General features: G+C 68.4%; 16 protein-coding genes. 4 read left to right on the top strand and 12 right to left on the bottom strand.

From position 1 onward, the window contains the following. Positions 1 to 47: 47 nt before the first annotated feature. The 5 genes from AC0QTQ_RS05040 to AC0QTQ_RS05020 form a co-directional block, all read right to left on the bottom strand. Complete coding sequence (locus tag AC0QTQ_RS05040) at positions 48 to 500, bottom strand: cytochrome c-type biogenesis protein (protein ID WP_121530259.1); 453 nt, start codon at positions 498 to 500, stop codon at positions 48 to 50. A gap of 2 nt (positions 501 to 502) precedes the next feature. After that, on the bottom strand, positions 503 to 2,464 hold the full coding sequence (locus tag AC0QTQ_RS05035) for a heme lyase CcmF/NrfE family subunit (RefSeq protein ID WP_480258570.1): 1,962 nt from the start codon (positions 2,462 to 2,464) through the stop codon (positions 503 to 505). Positions 2,465 to 2,564: 100 nt separating this feature from the next. Then, positions 2,565 to 3,821 (bottom strand): MgtC/SapB family protein, encoded by a 1,257-nt coding sequence (locus AC0QTQ_RS05030; protein ID WP_480258569.1) that lies wholly within the window; start codon positions 3,819 to 3,821, stop codon positions 2,565 to 2,567. 57 nt (positions 3,822 to 3,878) lie between these two features. Further along, positions 3,879 to 4,343: an Lrp/AsnC family transcriptional regulator gene (locus AC0QTQ_RS05025; RefSeq protein WP_121530256.1), complete on the bottom strand. Its 465-nt coding sequence runs from the start codon at positions 4,341 to 4,343 to the stop codon at positions 3,879 to 3,881. 4 nt (positions 4,344 to 4,347) lie between these two features. Further along, positions 4,348 to 5,634, bottom strand: coding sequence for a 4-aminobutyrate--2-oxoglutarate transaminase (locus AC0QTQ_RS05020; RefSeq protein ID WP_480258568.1), 1,287 nt, complete (start codon positions 5,632 to 5,634; stop codon positions 4,348 to 4,350). Between the two features lie 110 nt (positions 5,635 to 5,744). Between AC0QTQ_RS05020 and AC0QTQ_RS05015 the strand changes: the two genes are divergently transcribed. From AC0QTQ_RS05015 to AC0QTQ_RS05000, 4 genes are all read left to right on the top strand, one after another. Then, entirely contained in the window at positions 5,745 to 6,575 is an 831-nt protein-coding gene (locus AC0QTQ_RS05015; protein ID WP_121530255.1) for a MerR family transcriptional regulator, read from the top strand. Between the two features lie 74 nt (positions 6,576 to 6,649). Then, entirely contained in the window at positions 6,650 to 7,060 is a 411-nt protein-coding gene (locus tag AC0QTQ_RS05010; protein ID WP_480258567.1) for an META domain-containing protein, read from the top strand. Positions 7,061 to 7,105: 45 nt separating this feature from the next. Next, on the top strand, positions 7,106 to 7,837 hold the full coding sequence (locus AC0QTQ_RS05005; protein WP_121530253.1) for a rhomboid family intramembrane serine protease: 732 nt from the start codon (positions 7,106 to 7,108) through the stop codon (positions 7,835 to 7,837). After that, entirely contained in the window at positions 7,837 to 8,223 is a 387-nt protein-coding gene (locus AC0QTQ_RS05000; RefSeq protein WP_121530252.1) for a GFA family protein, read from the top strand. The genes AC0QTQ_RS05005 and AC0QTQ_RS05000 overlap by 1 nt, the downstream gene beginning before the upstream one ends. Here AC0QTQ_RS05000 and AC0QTQ_RS04995 read toward each other — a convergent pair. From AC0QTQ_RS04995 to AC0QTQ_RS04965, 7 genes are all read right to left on the bottom strand, one after another. Further along, the gene (locus tag AC0QTQ_RS04995) at positions 8,195 to 9,808 is read right to left on the bottom strand and encodes a GMC family oxidoreductase (RefSeq protein WP_480258566.1); all 1,614 of its coding nucleotides are present in this window, start codon (positions 9,806 to 9,808) and stop codon (positions 8,195 to 8,197) included. The two genes, AC0QTQ_RS05000 and AC0QTQ_RS04995, sit on opposite strands and share 29 nt — an antisense overlap. Before the next feature lie 80 nt (positions 9,809 to 9,888). Then, positions 9,889 to 12,309, bottom strand: coding sequence for a phenylalanine--tRNA ligase subunit beta (pheT, locus tag AC0QTQ_RS04990; protein ID WP_480258565.1), 2,421 nt, complete (start codon positions 12,307 to 12,309; stop codon positions 9,889 to 9,891). Further along, positions 12,306 to 12,971, bottom strand: coding sequence for a hypothetical protein (locus tag AC0QTQ_RS04985; RefSeq protein WP_480258564.1), 666 nt, complete (start codon positions 12,969 to 12,971; stop codon positions 12,306 to 12,308). Before AC0QTQ_RS04985 ends, pheT begins: the two co-directional genes overlap by 4 nt. Then, entirely contained in the window at positions 12,968 to 14,050 is a 1,083-nt protein-coding gene (gene pheS, locus AC0QTQ_RS04980; RefSeq protein WP_128147985.1) for a phenylalanine--tRNA ligase subunit alpha, read from the bottom strand. Before pheS ends, AC0QTQ_RS04985 begins: the two co-directional genes overlap by 4 nt. Before the next feature lie 131 nt (positions 14,051 to 14,181). Continuing rightward, positions 14,182 to 14,547: a 50S ribosomal protein L20 gene (gene rplT / locus AC0QTQ_RS04975; protein ID WP_113899239.1), complete on the bottom strand. Its 366-nt coding sequence runs from the start codon at positions 14,545 to 14,547 to the stop codon at positions 14,182 to 14,184. A gap of 15 nt (positions 14,548 to 14,562) precedes the next feature. Beyond that, positions 14,563 to 14,763, bottom strand: coding sequence for a 50S ribosomal protein L35 (gene rpmI, locus AC0QTQ_RS04970; protein WP_121530248.1), 201 nt, complete (start codon positions 14,761 to 14,763; stop codon positions 14,563 to 14,565). A 142-nt stretch (positions 14,764 to 14,905) separates the two neighbouring features. After that, positions 14,906 to 15,133 (bottom strand): hypothetical protein, encoded by a 228-nt coding sequence (locus AC0QTQ_RS04965; RefSeq protein ID WP_480258563.1) that lies wholly within the window; start codon positions 15,131 to 15,133, stop codon positions 14,906 to 14,908. Between the last annotated feature and the right edge of the window lie 17 nt (positions 15,134 to 15,150).

Here is a 15,150-nt window from a genome sequence, read left to right as displayed (position 1 = left end):
AACGGGGACAACGGGGGACGAAAGCGAAACCGTGCGTCACGCGCGGGTCAGGAGTTCATCAACTCCTTCAGCCGCGCCTCTTCCTCGGGGCTGAGGGCCTTGGCCGCGGGCGGTTCCTCGCGCCGGCGGCGACGGATCCAGACGAAGGCACCGCCAAGCGCCACCAGCAGCACCGCCGGCCCGGTCCAGTAGAGGATCAGGTTCGCCCCGGTCCTTTCCGGCTCGAACAGCACATATTCGCCGTAGCGCGCGGTGATGTAGTCGAGCACCTGCGCATTGCTGTCGCCCGCCGTCAGGCGCTCGCGCACCAGAAGCCGCAGATCGCGCGAGACATCGGCATTCGATTCGTCGATGTTCTCGCCCTGACAGACCGGGCAGCGCAGCACCTGGCTGATTTCCCGCGCGCGTTTCTCGAGCGCGGGATCGGCCAGCACCTCGTCGGGCTGCACGGCATGGGCGGGGGTGGCCAGAAGCAGCAGCAGCGCAAGACGTTTCAGCATGGTCACTCCGCGGGCTGGATGGTGGAGGCGGCGGGTTTGCGGGCGCCGGCGGCGACGCGATAGCGCCGGTCGCTCAGGCTGAGCAGCCCGCCAAGGGCCATCAGCAGCGCGCCGGCCCAGATCCAGTTCGCGAAGGGCTTGATATAGGTGCGCACTGCCCAGCCACCGCCCTCCTGCGGGTCGCCGATCACCAGATAGACGTCGCGCAGGAAGCCGTTGTCGATGTCGGCCTCGGTCGTCGGCATCGCCTGCACCGGGTAGATCCGCTTCTCGGGATGCAGCGTGGCGACGAACTTGCCGTCCTGGCGCACGGTGATCGTCGCCTCGGTGGTGGTGTAGTTCGGGCCCGGCAGGTGATCGACGGTGTCGAGGGTGATCGCATAGCCCGCGACGGTGAAGGTCTCGCCGACCTGGGCGACGCGGATATCCTCGACCTGACCCGCCATCAGCAGGCCGATGCCGGCGAAGACCACGCCCAGCCCCGAATGCGCGGTGGCCTTGCCCCAGTCGGCGCGCGGCAGACGGGCGAGACGGGCCGGCGTGCGACCGGCGCGCACCCAAAGCTCGGCCGCGGCCCCGAAGACGAGCCACGAGCCCAGCCCCGCCGCGACCAGCGCCAGCACCGGGCGGCCGGTCTCGAGCGTCCAGGCAAGGCCCGCGACCGCGAGCGCCAGGATCGCCGCCGGGGCGAGCGGGCGCACGAGCTTGCCAAGGGTCGCCCGCTTCCACGGCATCATCGCGCCGATCGGCAGGATCAGGGCGAGGATCACCATGAAGGGCGTGAAGGCCTTGTCGAAGAAGGGCGCACCGACCGAAAGCTTGCGGCCCCAGGCCATCTCGGCGACGAGCGGCCAGAGCGTGCCGACAAAGACGACAAGCGCCGCGGTGGCCAGCAGGATGTTGTTCAGCACCAGCGCGCTTTCGCGCGACACCATCGAGAACACGCCCTTCGCCTGCATCGCGCCGGCCCGCGCGGCATAAAGCGTCAGCGCGCCGCCGACGAAGAGGGCGAGGATGAACAGGATGAAGATGCCGCGCTTCGGGTCATTGGCAAAGCTGTGCACCGAGGTGATGACGCCCGAGCGCACGATGAAGGTACCGATCAGCGAGAAGCCGAAGGCCATGATCGCAAGAAGGATCGTCCAGCTTTTCAGCGCCTCGCGCTTCTCGACGACGATCGCCGAATGCAGCAGCGCCGCGGCCAGAAGCCAGGGCATGAAGGAGGCGTTCTCGACCGGGTCCCAGAACCAGAAGCCGCCCCAGCCAAGCTCGTAATAGGCCCACCACGAGCCGAGCGCGATGCCGATGGTCAGGAAGATCCAGGCGGCGAGCGTCCAGGGCCGGACCCAGCGGGCCCAGGCGGCATCGACCCGGCCCTCGATCAGCGCGGCGACGGCGAAGGAGAAGGCCATCGAGAGCCCGACATAGCCGAGATAGAGGAAGGGCGGATGGAAGGCGAGGCCCGGATCCTGCAGCAGCGGGTTCAGGTCGCGGCCGTTGAAGGGCGGCTCGGCCAAGCGGGTGAAAGGGTTCGAGGTGAGCAGGATGAAGCCGAGGAAGGCCACCCCGATCGAGGCCTGCACCGACAGCACCCGCGCCCGCAGCCGCGGCGGCAGCGCCCCGCCGAACCAGGCCGCGGCGGCGCCGAAGAGCGACAGGATCAGCACCCACAGCAGCATCGAGCCCTCGTGGTTGCCCCACAGCCCGGTGACCTTGTAGAGCATCGGCTTGTCGGTATGCGAGTTCTCGTAGACCACCTTCAGCGAGAAATCCGAGGTGACGAAGCCGTGCATCAGCGCGGCGAAGGCGACCGCAATCAGCAGGAACTGGGCCGAGGCGGCGGGGTCGCCGATCGCCATCCAGCCGCTCCAGCCCTTCTGGGCGCCGATCAGAGGGATCACCATCTGGATCAGCGCCACGCAAAAGGCGAGGATCAGGGCGAAATGGCCGAGCTCTGCAATCATGGGAATGTCCTCTCTGTCCGCGGCCGCGATCATAGAGGGTCTGGCGGCCCCGGCCAAGGTGGCTGCGCGTCATTGTCGCGGGGGCACGCGATGGTGATGCTCAGCCGGCGGCGGAGAGCACCGCAAAGACCGCCCCGCCCGCCGCAACGGCGAGCGCCGAGATCACGGCCAGCGCCGCCCAGAACCGCACCGGCCCCGCCAGAACCGACAGGAAGATCCGCCCGACGGTATTCGAGACAAGCGCCATCAGCACCGCCCCGGCGACCATCGGCGCGGCGAAGTCCTCGCCCGTCAGGCGCAGCGCGCTCAGCACCGCCACATCGACGTCGAGAAGGCCCGAAGCGGCCGAGGTGACGATCAGGCCCGAACCGCCGAAGCGCGCGCTGAGCGCGGCGTTCAGCATCGAGACGCAGGCGAAGAGCGCGGCAAAGGCCAGCAGCGCGCGCAGCTCGAAGGGGTTGCGCAGCATGTCGCTGCCCTCGGGCAGGCTTTTCGCCCGCGCCAGCACCAGCCCGCCGACGAGGGCCAGCACCGCCGCCGCCGTGGCGGTGACCGGCAGGATCTGCAGCAGCACCGGCCCGCCGATCAGCCCGACGACCACCGTCACCCGCAGCACCGACACCATCGCCGCCAGCGCCGCGGCGCCGGCGAGCGGCACCGGGCGCTCGGCCTCCTTCGCCATCCGCGCGAGCGCCACGGTGACCGCGGTCGAGGAGACGAGCGCGCCGGCAAGCCCGCTGACGATCAGCCCGCGCGTCGTGCCGAGTATCCGCACCGCGATATAGCCGAGATAGGAGATCGTCGCGATCAGCACGGTGAAGAACCACACCTCGCGCGGGTTGAAACCGCCCCAGGGGTCGATCGTGCGGTCGGGCAGCAGCGGCAGCACGATCACCGTCATTGCGGCAAGGACAAGGGCCGAGCGCAGCTCGACCCAGCTCAGCCGGCGCAACGCGCTGTGCAGCATCTCGCGGCTGGCGAGGATGCCGGCGAGCGCCGTGCCGCCTGCCGCGGCGACCCGATAGTCGCCGACCACGGCGAGCGCCCCAAGGCCGAAGACGCCAAGGCCGGCCATCAGCCCGGTGACACTGAAATTCTCGTCATGCCGGGATTCGCGGTATTCGAAGAGACCGAACAGCGCCGCGAAGCCGAGAAAGGCCGCGCCGAGCACGATCGAGGAACCGAGCGCCAGGCTGACGGCGGCGAAAACGCCGCCGAGCAGGCCGAAGATGCCATAGGTGCGCAGCCCCGCGGTGCGGCTGCCCGAGGGCTCGTCGCGCTCGCGCCAGCCGCGCTCGACCCCGACCAGAAGGCCGATCGCCAGCGCGACGCCCAGCTTCAGCATCGTCTCGTCCATCGCCGCCCCTCCCCTTGCGCGCCCATCATGGCGCGCGCGCGGGCCAGAGGGAAGGCGTCAGAGACGCGCCGAGGGACGGCGGGTCGACAGCTGCAGGTTGGTCTCGGTCCGCTGCACCCCTTCGATGCGGCGGATGTGCAGGATCGTCTCGTCCAGATCGGGCAGGCTGCGCGTGCCGATCTCGACGATCAGGTCCCACTGGCCGTTGGTGGTGTGCACGGCCTGCACCGCAGGCAGGCCGAGCAGCCGTTGCACGACGCGCTCGGTGGCGCGCCCTTCGACGGTGAGCATCATCATGCCGCGCACCGGCGAGGCGGTGACGTCGGCGCGGGTGAGCACGGTGAAGCCCGAGATCTCGCCCCGCGCGACCAGCCTCTCGATGCGCGTGCGCACGGTGGCGCGGGAGAGGCCGAGCTGCGCGGCCAGGTCCGAGACCGAGGCACGCCCGTCCCGCCGCAAGGCGGCGATCAGGCGCTGATCGGTGTCATCGAGCCGTTCCCCGCGCGGAGCCTCTCCCCACATCGTGTCAGCCCTTCTTCACGGCGAGGATCGAGGCCTCGAGGATGTCGAGGGCTTCCTCGAACACCGGTTCCTGGATGGTGAGCGGCGACAGGAAACGGATCACGTTGCCGTAGACGCCACAGGTCAGCAGCACGAGGCCGCGCTCGAGCGCCTCTTCACAGACCTTCTTCACGAAGTCCGGGTTCGGCGTGTCGGTGCCCGCCACGTTGAACTCGGCCGCGTTCATGAAGCCCGGGCCGCGGATCTCGACGAGTTCCGGCACCTGGTCCTGCAGGCTGGCAAGGCGCTGCTTCAGGCGCGCACCCAGACGGGCGGCGCGGTCGCACAGGCCCTCTTCCTCGATCACGTCGAGCACGGCATTCGCCGCGGCCACCGACAGCGGGTTACCGGCATAGGTGCCGCCAAGGCCGCCCGGCTGGGCGTGGTCCATGATCTCGGCACGGCCGGTCACCGCCGAGATCGGCAGACCGCCGCCAAGGCCCTTGGCCATGGTGGTGATGTCGGCGGCAACGCCGTGGTGTTCCATCGCGAAGAGCTTGCCGGTGCGGGCAAAGCCGGTCTGCACCTCGTCGGCGATCATCACGATGCCGTTCTCGTCGCAGATCTCGCGGATCTTCTTCATGAAGCCTTCGGGGGCCGGCACGAAGCCGCCTTCGCCCTGCACCGGCTCGAGGATGATCGCGGCGATGCGGGTCGGGTCGGCGTCGGACTTGAACAGACGGTTCAGCGCCTCGAGCGCGTCATCCCTCGACACGCCGTGCAGCGCGTTCGGGTAGGGCAGGTGCCAGACGTCGTTCATCATCGGGCCGAAACCGACCTTGTAGGGCGCGGTCTTGCCGGTCAGCGTCATGGTCATGAAGGTGCGGCCGTGGAAGCCGCCGGCGAAGGCGATCACGCCCGAGCGGCCGGTGTAGTGACGCGCGATCTTGATCGCGTTTTCAACGGCTTCGGCGCCCGTGGTGGTGAAGATCGTCTTCTTCGGGAAATCGCCCGGAACCTTGGCGTTCAGGCGCTCGGCCAGCACGACATAGTTCTCGTAGGGCATCACCTGGTGGCAGGTGTGGGTGAAGGCGTCGAGCTGGTTCTTCACCGCCTCGATCACCTTCGGGTGACGGTGGCCGGTGTTCACCACGGCGATGCCGGCGGCGAAGTCGATGTAGCGTTTGCCGTTCTTGTCCCAGACCTCGGAGTTCTCGGCCTTGGCGGCGTAGATCTGCGTGGTCATGCCCACGCCGCGGGCGACGGCGGCGTTCTTGCGGGCGGTAAGTTCGGGCGAGGTTTGCACGGTCATGGGGAACTCCGATTCGTGATGACTCACCATCGCACTTTGCATTTTTTCTGCAAGAAATTTCTTGCACCCTTTGATGGTGCCCTGCAGATTGCCAGTGTAAGGCTTAGAAAATGACCGATTCCAGCGCCCCCTCTGACCAGACCGACGGCGAACCGACCTTCCGCGTGACCGAAGCGGCGCGCGCGGCAGGCGTTGCCCCCTCGACGCTGCGACTGTGGGAGACGCAGGGGCTGATCGCGCCGCAGCGCCGCGCCTCGGGGCAGCGGCTTTACAGCGCGGCCGATGTGGCGCGGCTGCAGCGGATCTCGTTCCTGCGCCGCGAGGCGGGGCTGAACCCGGCGGCGATCCGCGCCACGCTCGAGGCCGAGGGCGACAGCACCGGGGCCGCCACGGCAATCACCAACGAACCGCTTGGCGCCGCGCTGCGCCAGCTGCGCAACGCCCGCGGCGAAAAGCTTGATGACGTGGCGCAGGCGATGGCGATCTCGGCCTCGGCGCTGTCGACGCTCGAGCGCACCGGCGCCGGCGTCAGCTTCAAGGTACTCGCCGATCTGGCGCAGTATTACGGCACCACGGTGTCGCGGCTGTCGGGACAGGACGCGCCGGGCAGCCCGGTGGTGCGCTCGGGCGCGGCACGGATCTGGCCGATGCCGGTCGAGGGGGTGCGCGTCGAGGTGCTGGCCGAGGGCCGCCGGCAGATGGACTGTCACCGCTTCATCCTCGCTCCCGGCGCCGCCTCGGAAGGCGGCTATGGCCACGAGGGCGAGGAATTCATCACCGTGCTCGAGGGCCGCTTCCGCATCACCCTCGACGGCGAGGAGGTGCACGAGCTGGGCATCGGCGATTCGATCTATTTCGAAAGCCGCCGCCCGCATGCCTGGGCGAATGCCGCCGACGGCCGCACCGTGGTGATCTGGGTGAACACGCCGCCCACCTTCTGACACGCTTTCGTGATGCGGGTTGCGGGCGCCCGCCCCCGGGCCCACTGTGCGCGGCACATGACCGGAGGACCCCCATGCGCCGCCTGATGCTGACCGCCCTCGCCTGCCTTGCGCTTGCCGCCTGCAAGGACGAGGCCGCCGCCGACCCGCTCGAACTGCTGGGCATGGGCGTCGAGTGGCATGTGACCGAGATCGCCGGCACCGCCGTGCCCGAAGGTGTCAGCGTCACCATCGCCCGCCCCGAGGACGGGATGATCGCCGGCACCTCGGGCTGCAACCGCTATTCTGGCCGGGTCAGCACGCATGACGGCAAGCTCGAGATCGGCGCGCTCGCCGGCACCCGGATGGCCTGCCTCGGCCCGGCCGAAGAGGTCGAGCGCGCCTTCCACTCGACCATCGGCCGCGCCAAGGATGCGCAGATGGCCGGCGATGTGCTCGAGCTCACCGATGCCGCCGGCAAGGTTCTGATCCGCGCGCAGAAATAAGGCCGCTCGCTTGACGGGACGGGGCGGATCGGAAACTCTCGCCCCATGTTCCCGATCCGCGACCACAACCCCTCGATGCGCACGCCCTGGATCACCCGGGGCCTGATCGCGATCAACCTCGCGCTCTATCTGCTGACCGCGCCCTGGGGCGGCAACATGGAGGGGCTGTGGCAGGCCGGCGCGCTCTATCCCGCGGCGGTGTCGCAGGGCGCCTGGCTGTGGGGGCTGTTCACCCACATGTTTCTCCATGCCAGCCTGATGCACGTCGGCGGCAACATGCTGTTCCTGTGGGTCTTCGGCGACAATCTCGAGGATCAGTTCGGCCCCCTCGGCTTCCTTGCCTTCTACCTGCTCTCGGGCCTCGCCGCGGCCGGCGCGCAGATCGCCATCGACCCGACCAGCACGATCCCGATGGTCGGCGCCTCGGGCGCGATCGCCGGGGTGATGGGGGGCTATCTGCTGATGTTCCCGCGCGCCCGCGTCGACGTGCTGATCATCTTCATCATCTTCTTCCGGATCTTCACCATCCCCGCCTGGATCGTGCTCGGCGTCTGGTTCGGGCTGCAGGTGATCGGCAGCACCGAGACGAGCCTCACCGGCGGCGTCGCCTATTGGGCCCATATCGGCGGCTTCCTCGCCGGGCTCGTGCTGTGCGTGCCGCATTTCCTGCGGATGGGCGGGCCGGGCTTCTGGGCGCGCACCCACGGCCGGCCGCCGCATCCGGACATCGAATATATCCGCACCACGATCCCCGTGGTCCGCCGCCGGAGACGCTGATGCTGCCCGAGATCCACACGCCCCACCGCCTGACCTGCCATTGCGGCGCCGTCGAGATCGAGGTGACGCTTTCGGACGGGCTGAACACGAAGCGGCGCTGCGACTGTTCCTTCTGCCGGCGGCGCGGGGCGGTGGCCGTCTCGGCCCCGCTCGACGGCATCCGCATCGTGAAGGGCGCCGAGAACCTGAGCCTCTACCAGTTCGGCACGCAGACGGCGAAGCACTGGTTTTGCAGGACCTGCGGCATCTACACCCACCACCAGCGCCGCTCGAACCCGAACGAATACGGGGTGAACGCGGGCTGCCTCGAGGGCGTGAACCCGCGCGATCTCGACCCCGTGCCGTGGTCGGACGGGGTCAATCATCCCTCCGATCGGCGCGGATGAAGCCCGCCGCGCGCTCGGCGATCATGATCGTCGGCGCGTTGGTGTTGCCGCCGATCAGGCTCGGCATCACCGAGGCATCGACCACCCGCAGCCCGGCGATGCCGTGCACCCGCAGCTTTGCGTCCGTCACCGCCATCGCGTCGCGCCCCATCCGGCAGGTGCCGACCGGGTGATAGATCGTGTCGGCGCGCGCCCGGATGTCGGCCATCAGCCCGGCGTCACTGCCGTCATGCGGGTAAAGCCGCCGCCCGCGCCACGGCGCCAGCGGTTCGGCCCCGGCGATGGCGTCGAGAAGCCGTGCCCCCTTCAGCAGCAGCGCCGCATCCCGCGGATCGCTGAGGAAGGCCGGGTCGATCGCCGGCGCGGCCCGCGGGTCGTCTGAGGCGAGCCGCACCGTCCCGCGCGAAAACGGCCGCAGCGCGCAGACATGGGCCGACCAGCCATCGGCCAGATGCGGGCGGCGCATGTGCCGGTCGACGATGCCGACGACGAAGTGAAGCTGCAGGTCGGGCTCGGCGAGCCCCGGTTCCGAGCGCAGGAAGGCCGCCCCCTCGGCCATCGGCGAGGCGAAAAGCCCCTCGCCGTGCCGTTTCCAGAACCCGGCGGCGCGCGCCATGCGCCACAGCCCGGCCGGGTTCAGCCCGACCACATCGGGTCGCGGCGAGGTATAGGAGACGATGTAATCGAGGTGGTCTTGCAGGTTCGCCCCCACCCCGGGCAGGTCGAGCACCGGGGTGATGCCGTGCTCGCGCAGATGCTCGGCCGGGCCGATCCCCGACAGCATCAGCAGTTGCGGCGAGCCGAAGGCGCCGGCCGAAACGATCACCTCGCGCCGCGCCTCGATCCGCAGATGACGCCGGCCGCGACGGACGAGTGCGCCGGTGGCCCGCCCCTCGGCGATCAGCAGCCGCTCGGCCCGCGCGCGGGTCAGCACGGTCAGGTTCGGCCGCGCCATGACCGGGTGCAGATAGGCCGCCGCCGCGGAACAGCGCTCGCCCTTGCGCGGCCCGTCCCAGAATTGCGTGACCTGGTAAAGCCCCGCGCCCTCCTGCTCGGCCCCGTTGAAATCGTCATTCGGCGCGCAGCCGACGGCGGCGCAGGCCTCGATGAAGGCGCGGGTCGCCGGACGCGGGCGGCGCTGATCGCCGACCTGAAGCGGCCCCGCAGCGCCGTGCCACTCCGACGCCCCGCGCATGTTGCGCTCGGCCGCAAGGAAATGCGGCCGGCAGTCGTCCCAGCTCCAGCCCTCCGCCCCCGCCTCGGCCCAGGCGTCATAATCCGAGGGCCGGCCGCGGATATAGAGCATCGCGTTGATCGCGGAGGAACCGCCAAGCCCCCTGCCCCGCGGCTGAAACCCCCGCCGTCCGTCCAGCCCCGGCTGCGGCACGGTGTGGAAGGCCCAGTTGTGAATCGGCGGTCGCCCCGGCACCATCGCCGCGACCAGCGCCGGCGCGCGCACGAAGATGTCCCGCGCCTCGGTCCCGGCCTCGACCAGACAGACCCGCAGCGCCGGATCCTCGCTCAGACGCGCGGCCAGAACGGCGCCGGCCGAGCCGCCGCCCAAGATCAGATAGTCAAAAATCATCAGGCTCCTCCCCCAATGGGAGAGGAGCCTAACGGGATTTTCAGGACCGGATAGCGTGACGCGAAGTCAGCGCCGCGGCGTCACTTGCGCAGGCTGCCGCCGGTGGCCTTGGCCACCTTGTCGACGATCTTGGCGGACACCGCCTCGATCTCGGCATCGGTCAGGGTCTTGTCCTTCGGCTGCAGCCGGACGGCGAGCGCGATCGACTTCTTGCCCGCCCCCATCTGCTCTTCCGCCTTCGGGCCGGTGAAGGCGTCGAAGACCGAAACCGCCTCGATCAGCGCCTTGTCGGCGCCAAGCGCCGCGTTCACCGCCGTCATCGCCTCGACCGAGGCATCGACGACGAAGGCGAAGTCGCGCTCGACCGCGTGCAGATCGTGCAGGACAAGGGCCGGACGGGTCGGCGTTTTCGCCTTCGGGAAGGGGATGTTGGCCAGACGGATGGTGAAGGCCACCGCCGCCCCCTTCACCCCCATCTCGCGCAGCACGCGGGGGTGGACCTCGCCGAAGGTCGCAAGAACGTTCGGACCAAGCGCGATGTTGCCCGCGCGGCCCGGGTGCCACCAGGCGTCGAGCTTGCGGTTGATCTGCACCCGCGCCGGCGCGCCGATCGCGGCCAGCACCGCCTCGACATCGGCCTTGGCGTCATAGACGTCGACCGGCCGGCGCGAGCCCCAGGGGTCGCGGGCGGCGCGCGCGCCGACCAGAAGCCCGGTCGCCTGCGTCACCTGATCGCCCGGCTCGCCGCCGATGAAGGCGGGGCCGACCTCGAAGAGCGCCAGATCGGCGAAGCCGCGCGCCTGGTTGCGCGCCGCCGCCGCCAGCAGGCCGGGCAGCAGGTCGGGACGCATATGCGTCATTTCCGAGCTGATCGGGTTCTCGATCCGCATCGCTTCCGAACCGCCGCCGAACATCGCCGCGGCCGCGCCGTCGATGAAGCTGTAGGTGACGCATTCGTTGTAGCCGAGCGCCGCGATCGTGCGCCGCGCGGTCTTCTCGCGCACCTGCGCGGGGGTCAGGATCGGCCCCGGCACGCCCGTCGTCTCGCGCGGCATCGGCTTGCCCACCAGCTTCGAGAGCGAGGCGACGCGCGCCACTTCCTCGACCAGATCGGCCTCGCCCTGCACATCGGGGCGCCAGCTCGGCGGGGCGGCCATGTCGCCTTCGAAGGTGAAGCCGAGCGCCTCGAGCGTGCGGCGCTGTTCCGCCTCGGGGATCTCCATGCCGACCAGCGAGATCACCCGCGCCGGGTCGAGCCGATAGGCGCGCGACGTGTCGGGCACCGCGCCGTCGACGACCACGTCCGAGGCCTCGCCGCCGCACAGGTCAAGCACCATCTGCGTCGCGAGTTCGAGGCCCGGCAGGGTGAACGCTGGGTCCACGCCGCGCTCGAAGCGATAGCGCGCGTCCGAGGTGATCTTCAGCGCGCGGCCGGTGGCGGCGATGGTGATCGGGTCCCAATAGGCGCTTTCAAGGAAGACATCGACGGTCTCCTCGGTGCAACCCGAGAGCTCGCCGCCCATGATGCCGGCAAGGCTTTCCGGCCCCTTGTCGTCGACGATCACCATCTGGCCCGGCGCAAGGGTATAGGTCTTGCCGTCAAGCGCCAGCAGCTCTTCGCCGCCCTGGGCCGGGATGATCCGCACCTTGCCCTGCACCTTCGCCGCGTCGAAGACGTGCAGCGGGCGGTTCAGGTCATAGGTGAAGAAGTTGGTGATATCGACCAGCGTCGAGATCGGCCGCAGCCCGATCGCGATCAGCCGCGCCTGCAGCCAGGCCGGGCTCGGCCCGTTCTTCACGCCGCGGATGAGGCGGCCGGCAAAGACCGGGCAGCCCTTTTCCTTCAGGCCCGCGTCGATCTCGACCGCGACCGGGCAGGCAAAGCCGCCGGGCACGGTCTCGACCACCATCGGCTTCAGCACGCCAAGCCCGCGCGCCGCAAGATCGCGCGCCACGCCACGCACGCCAAGCGCATCGGGGCGGTTCGGGGTGATCTTGATGTGGAACATCGGGTCGACCGCCGCCGGACGGTTCTCGGCCAGCCAGTCGGTGAACTTGCAGCCGACCTCGGAATTCAGGCTGTCCTCGGGCAGCTCGATGATGCCGTTATGCTCGTCGCTGAGCTCCAGCTCGCGCTCCGAGCACATCATGCCGGCGCTTTCGACACCGCGGATCTTGCCGATGCCGAGGGTGACATCGAGGCCCGGCACATAGTCGCCCGGTTTCGCCAGCACGACGGTGATCCCCGCCCGCGCATTCGGCGCACCGCAGACGATGGTCTTCTCGCCCTCGTCGGTCAGCACCTGACAGACGCGCAGCTTGTCGGCGTCGGGGTGCTTCTCGGCCTTCAGCACCTTGGCGATGGTGAAGGGGGCAAGCTTGGCGGCCGGGTTCACGACCTCCTCGACCTCGAGCCCGAGGTCGGTGAGCGCATCGGCGATCTCGTCCACGGTGGCCGAGGTCTCGAGATGGTCTTTCAGCCAGGAGAGGGTGAATTTCATTTGGGTTCGTCCTTCTGCTCAGGCAGCTTATATAGCAACGCCAGCGCTGCTCGCTCTTTAGCAGTTGGCTCTGCATTCAGGAGACTTTTCCGGGCGGCGAGGAGAGCACTTAGAAACGCCTCTTTCGCCTTTGCATAAGTGCTGTCGCGTGTTGCCTTATTACTTGCTTTCGCCACGCTGTTTTCAGTTGGGGTCTCGAGATAGGCCTTGACCGCACTGTGATAGGCGATCAGTGCCTGCTGGAGTTCCATGAATTTATGCAAACTGTCACCAGTAACGAAGAGACTTAGCTCAGCTTTCGCCTCGTTCAGAGTCTCAAAAGTTGCTTTGGGCTGAGAATACTTGGCGCCTTTCGCGAGCCTCACCAACTCGACAAAATAGCTCTCACTCGACGTCAGAAAACGGCGCATCACTGCGCGACGTTCCTCATCCACCTTCAGCTCTCGATCTTTGTTTTTCTGCCATGGATACGCGACGAAAGCCACGACAAGGGCGACAGCACCTGCAACTGCATAACCCTTCATTGATGCGGGGGCCACACATGCAGCAATAACGCTAAGGATCACAATCCCGACAACGATGATCCAGTTAAGTTCGGCGAGCTGGCTTAAAGCATCTTTCAGCTGCACACCCAAACGATTTCGCTGGCGATCCCAGTTCACTTGCTCAACCCCCCGAACACCGTCGGCAGATCGAGCGGCGCGAAGCCGTAGTGCTTCAGCCAGCGCAGGTCGCTCTCGAAGAAGGCGCGCAGGTCGGGGATGCCGTATTTCAGCATCGCGATGCGGTCGATGCCCATGCCGAAGGCAAAGCCCTGCCATTCGTTCGGGTCGATCCCGCCCGCGGCCAGAACCTTCGGCTGCATCATCCCCGAGCCGAGGATCTCAAGCCAGCTGTCGCCCTCGCCGATCTTCAGCTGACCGCCTTCCCACGAGCAGCGGATGTCGACCTCGGCCGAGGGTTCGGTGAAGGGGAAATGCGAGGCGCGGAAGCGCAGCTCGACATTCGGCACCTCGAAGAAGGCCTTGCAGAACTCCTCGAGCGTCCATTTCAGGTTCGCCATCGAGATGTCGCGGCCGATCGCCATGCCCTCGACCTGATGGAACATCGGCGCGTGGGTCTGGTCCATGTCCATGCGGTAGACGCGGCCCGGCGCGATCACGCGAATGGGCGCGCCCTTCGCCTCCATCGCGCGGATCTGCACCGGCGAGGTATGGGTGCGCAGCACATGCGGCGGGCGCGGATCGGCCGGGTCGCGCGCCATGAAGAAGGTGTCGAACTCCTGCCGGGCCGGATGCTCGGGCGGGATGTTCAGCGCGTCGAAATTGTACCAGTCGCTTTCGATCTGCGGCCCCTCGGCGACGTCGAAGCCCATGTCGGCGAAGATCGCCGTGACCTCGTCCATCACCTGGCTGACCGGGTGGATCGTGCCCGCGGGCCGCGGCCGGCCGGGCAGCGTCACGTCAAGCCATTCCGCCGCCAGCCGGGCATCGAGCGCGGCATCGGCGAGCGCCGCCTTCTTCGCCCGCAGCGCGGCGTCGATCTCGGATTTCAGCACGTTCAGCGCGGCGCCGGTGGTCTGCCGTTCCTCGGCGCTCATCTGTCCGAGTTCGCGCATCTTCAGGCTGATCTCGCCCTTCTTGCCAAGCGCGGCAAGCCGCAGCTCTTCGAGGGCGGCCTCGTCGCCGGCCTGCGCAATGCCCCCGAGATATTTCGCCTTGAGCTCGTCGAGCGCGTTCATCTGTTCTCTCCTGGCTGGTCGGGGCCCGTGCTAAGCGTGCTCCGGCCCGATTTCAAGCGCGTGAAACGAAAAACCCCGCGCACGGCGAAGCGCCGGCGCGGGGTTCGAAATGCAATCCCGAAATCGGGAGATTACGCAGCCGCGGCAGCCTTCGCCTGTTCGACGATGGCACCAAAGGCTTCCGGCTCGTGGATGGCGAGATCGGCGAGGACCTTGCGGTCGACCTCGATGCCGGCCTTGGCGAGCAGGTTGATGAAGCGCGAGTAGGTCATCTCGGCATCGAACGCGCGCACGGCGGCGTTGATGCGCTGGATCCACAGCGCGCGGAAGTTGCGCTTGCGCTGCTTGCGGTCACGGGTGGCGTACTGGTTCGCCTTGTCGACCGCCTGGGTCGCCGTGCGGAAGTTGCGCGAACGGGCCGAGTAGTAGCCCTTGGCCTTGTTCAGGACCTTCTTGTGCGAGGCGTGGGTGACCTTGCCGGATTTGACGCGGGACATTGTTCAGGCCTCCGTTCAGCGGTTGTAGGGCATGTATTTCTTGACGATCTTCGCGTCCGAGTCGGACAGGATCATCGTGCCCGCGCTGTCGCGGATGAACTTGGTCGTGCGCTTGATCATGCCGTGGCGCTTGCCGGCGGCGCCAGCAATGACCTTGCCGGTCGCGGTGAATTTGAACCGCTTCTTGGCAGCGGATTTGGTCTTCATCTTGGGCATTTCCGTCTCCTCTAGTCGAGAGTGAACGCGCGACTCGGCATGCCTCAACGGCCGGCCGCACGGTGGTCAGGGGGCGGCTGATAGGACCTTGCCGCCGGTTTGGCAAGAGCAAATCCGCCGGTTTCGGCCCGGGGCTCCGGGTTCAGTGCAGCAGCCGCGCCGCCACCCGGGCAAAGGCCGCGGGGATCTGTGCGGGGCTGTAGCCGCCGGGTCGCTGCAGCACCGCCGCCGCGACCAGCACCGCGCCGAGTGCCAGCGCCACGGCCGCCGCGCGCGGCGGCCTGCCCTCGGAAAAGGACGAGAAGCCTGCGGGAATGGCGAAGGCCGCGACCAGCAGCCCTCCCACCAGCAGAACGTCACTGTCGATCATCGCGCCACCCCGCAGCC

The sequence above is a fragment of the Paenirhodobacter sp. YD-8 genome (assembly GCF_056590935.1).
The sequence above is the reverse complement of the archived record's forward strand: the minus strand, read 5'-3'. Positions and strand labels throughout refer to the sequence as shown.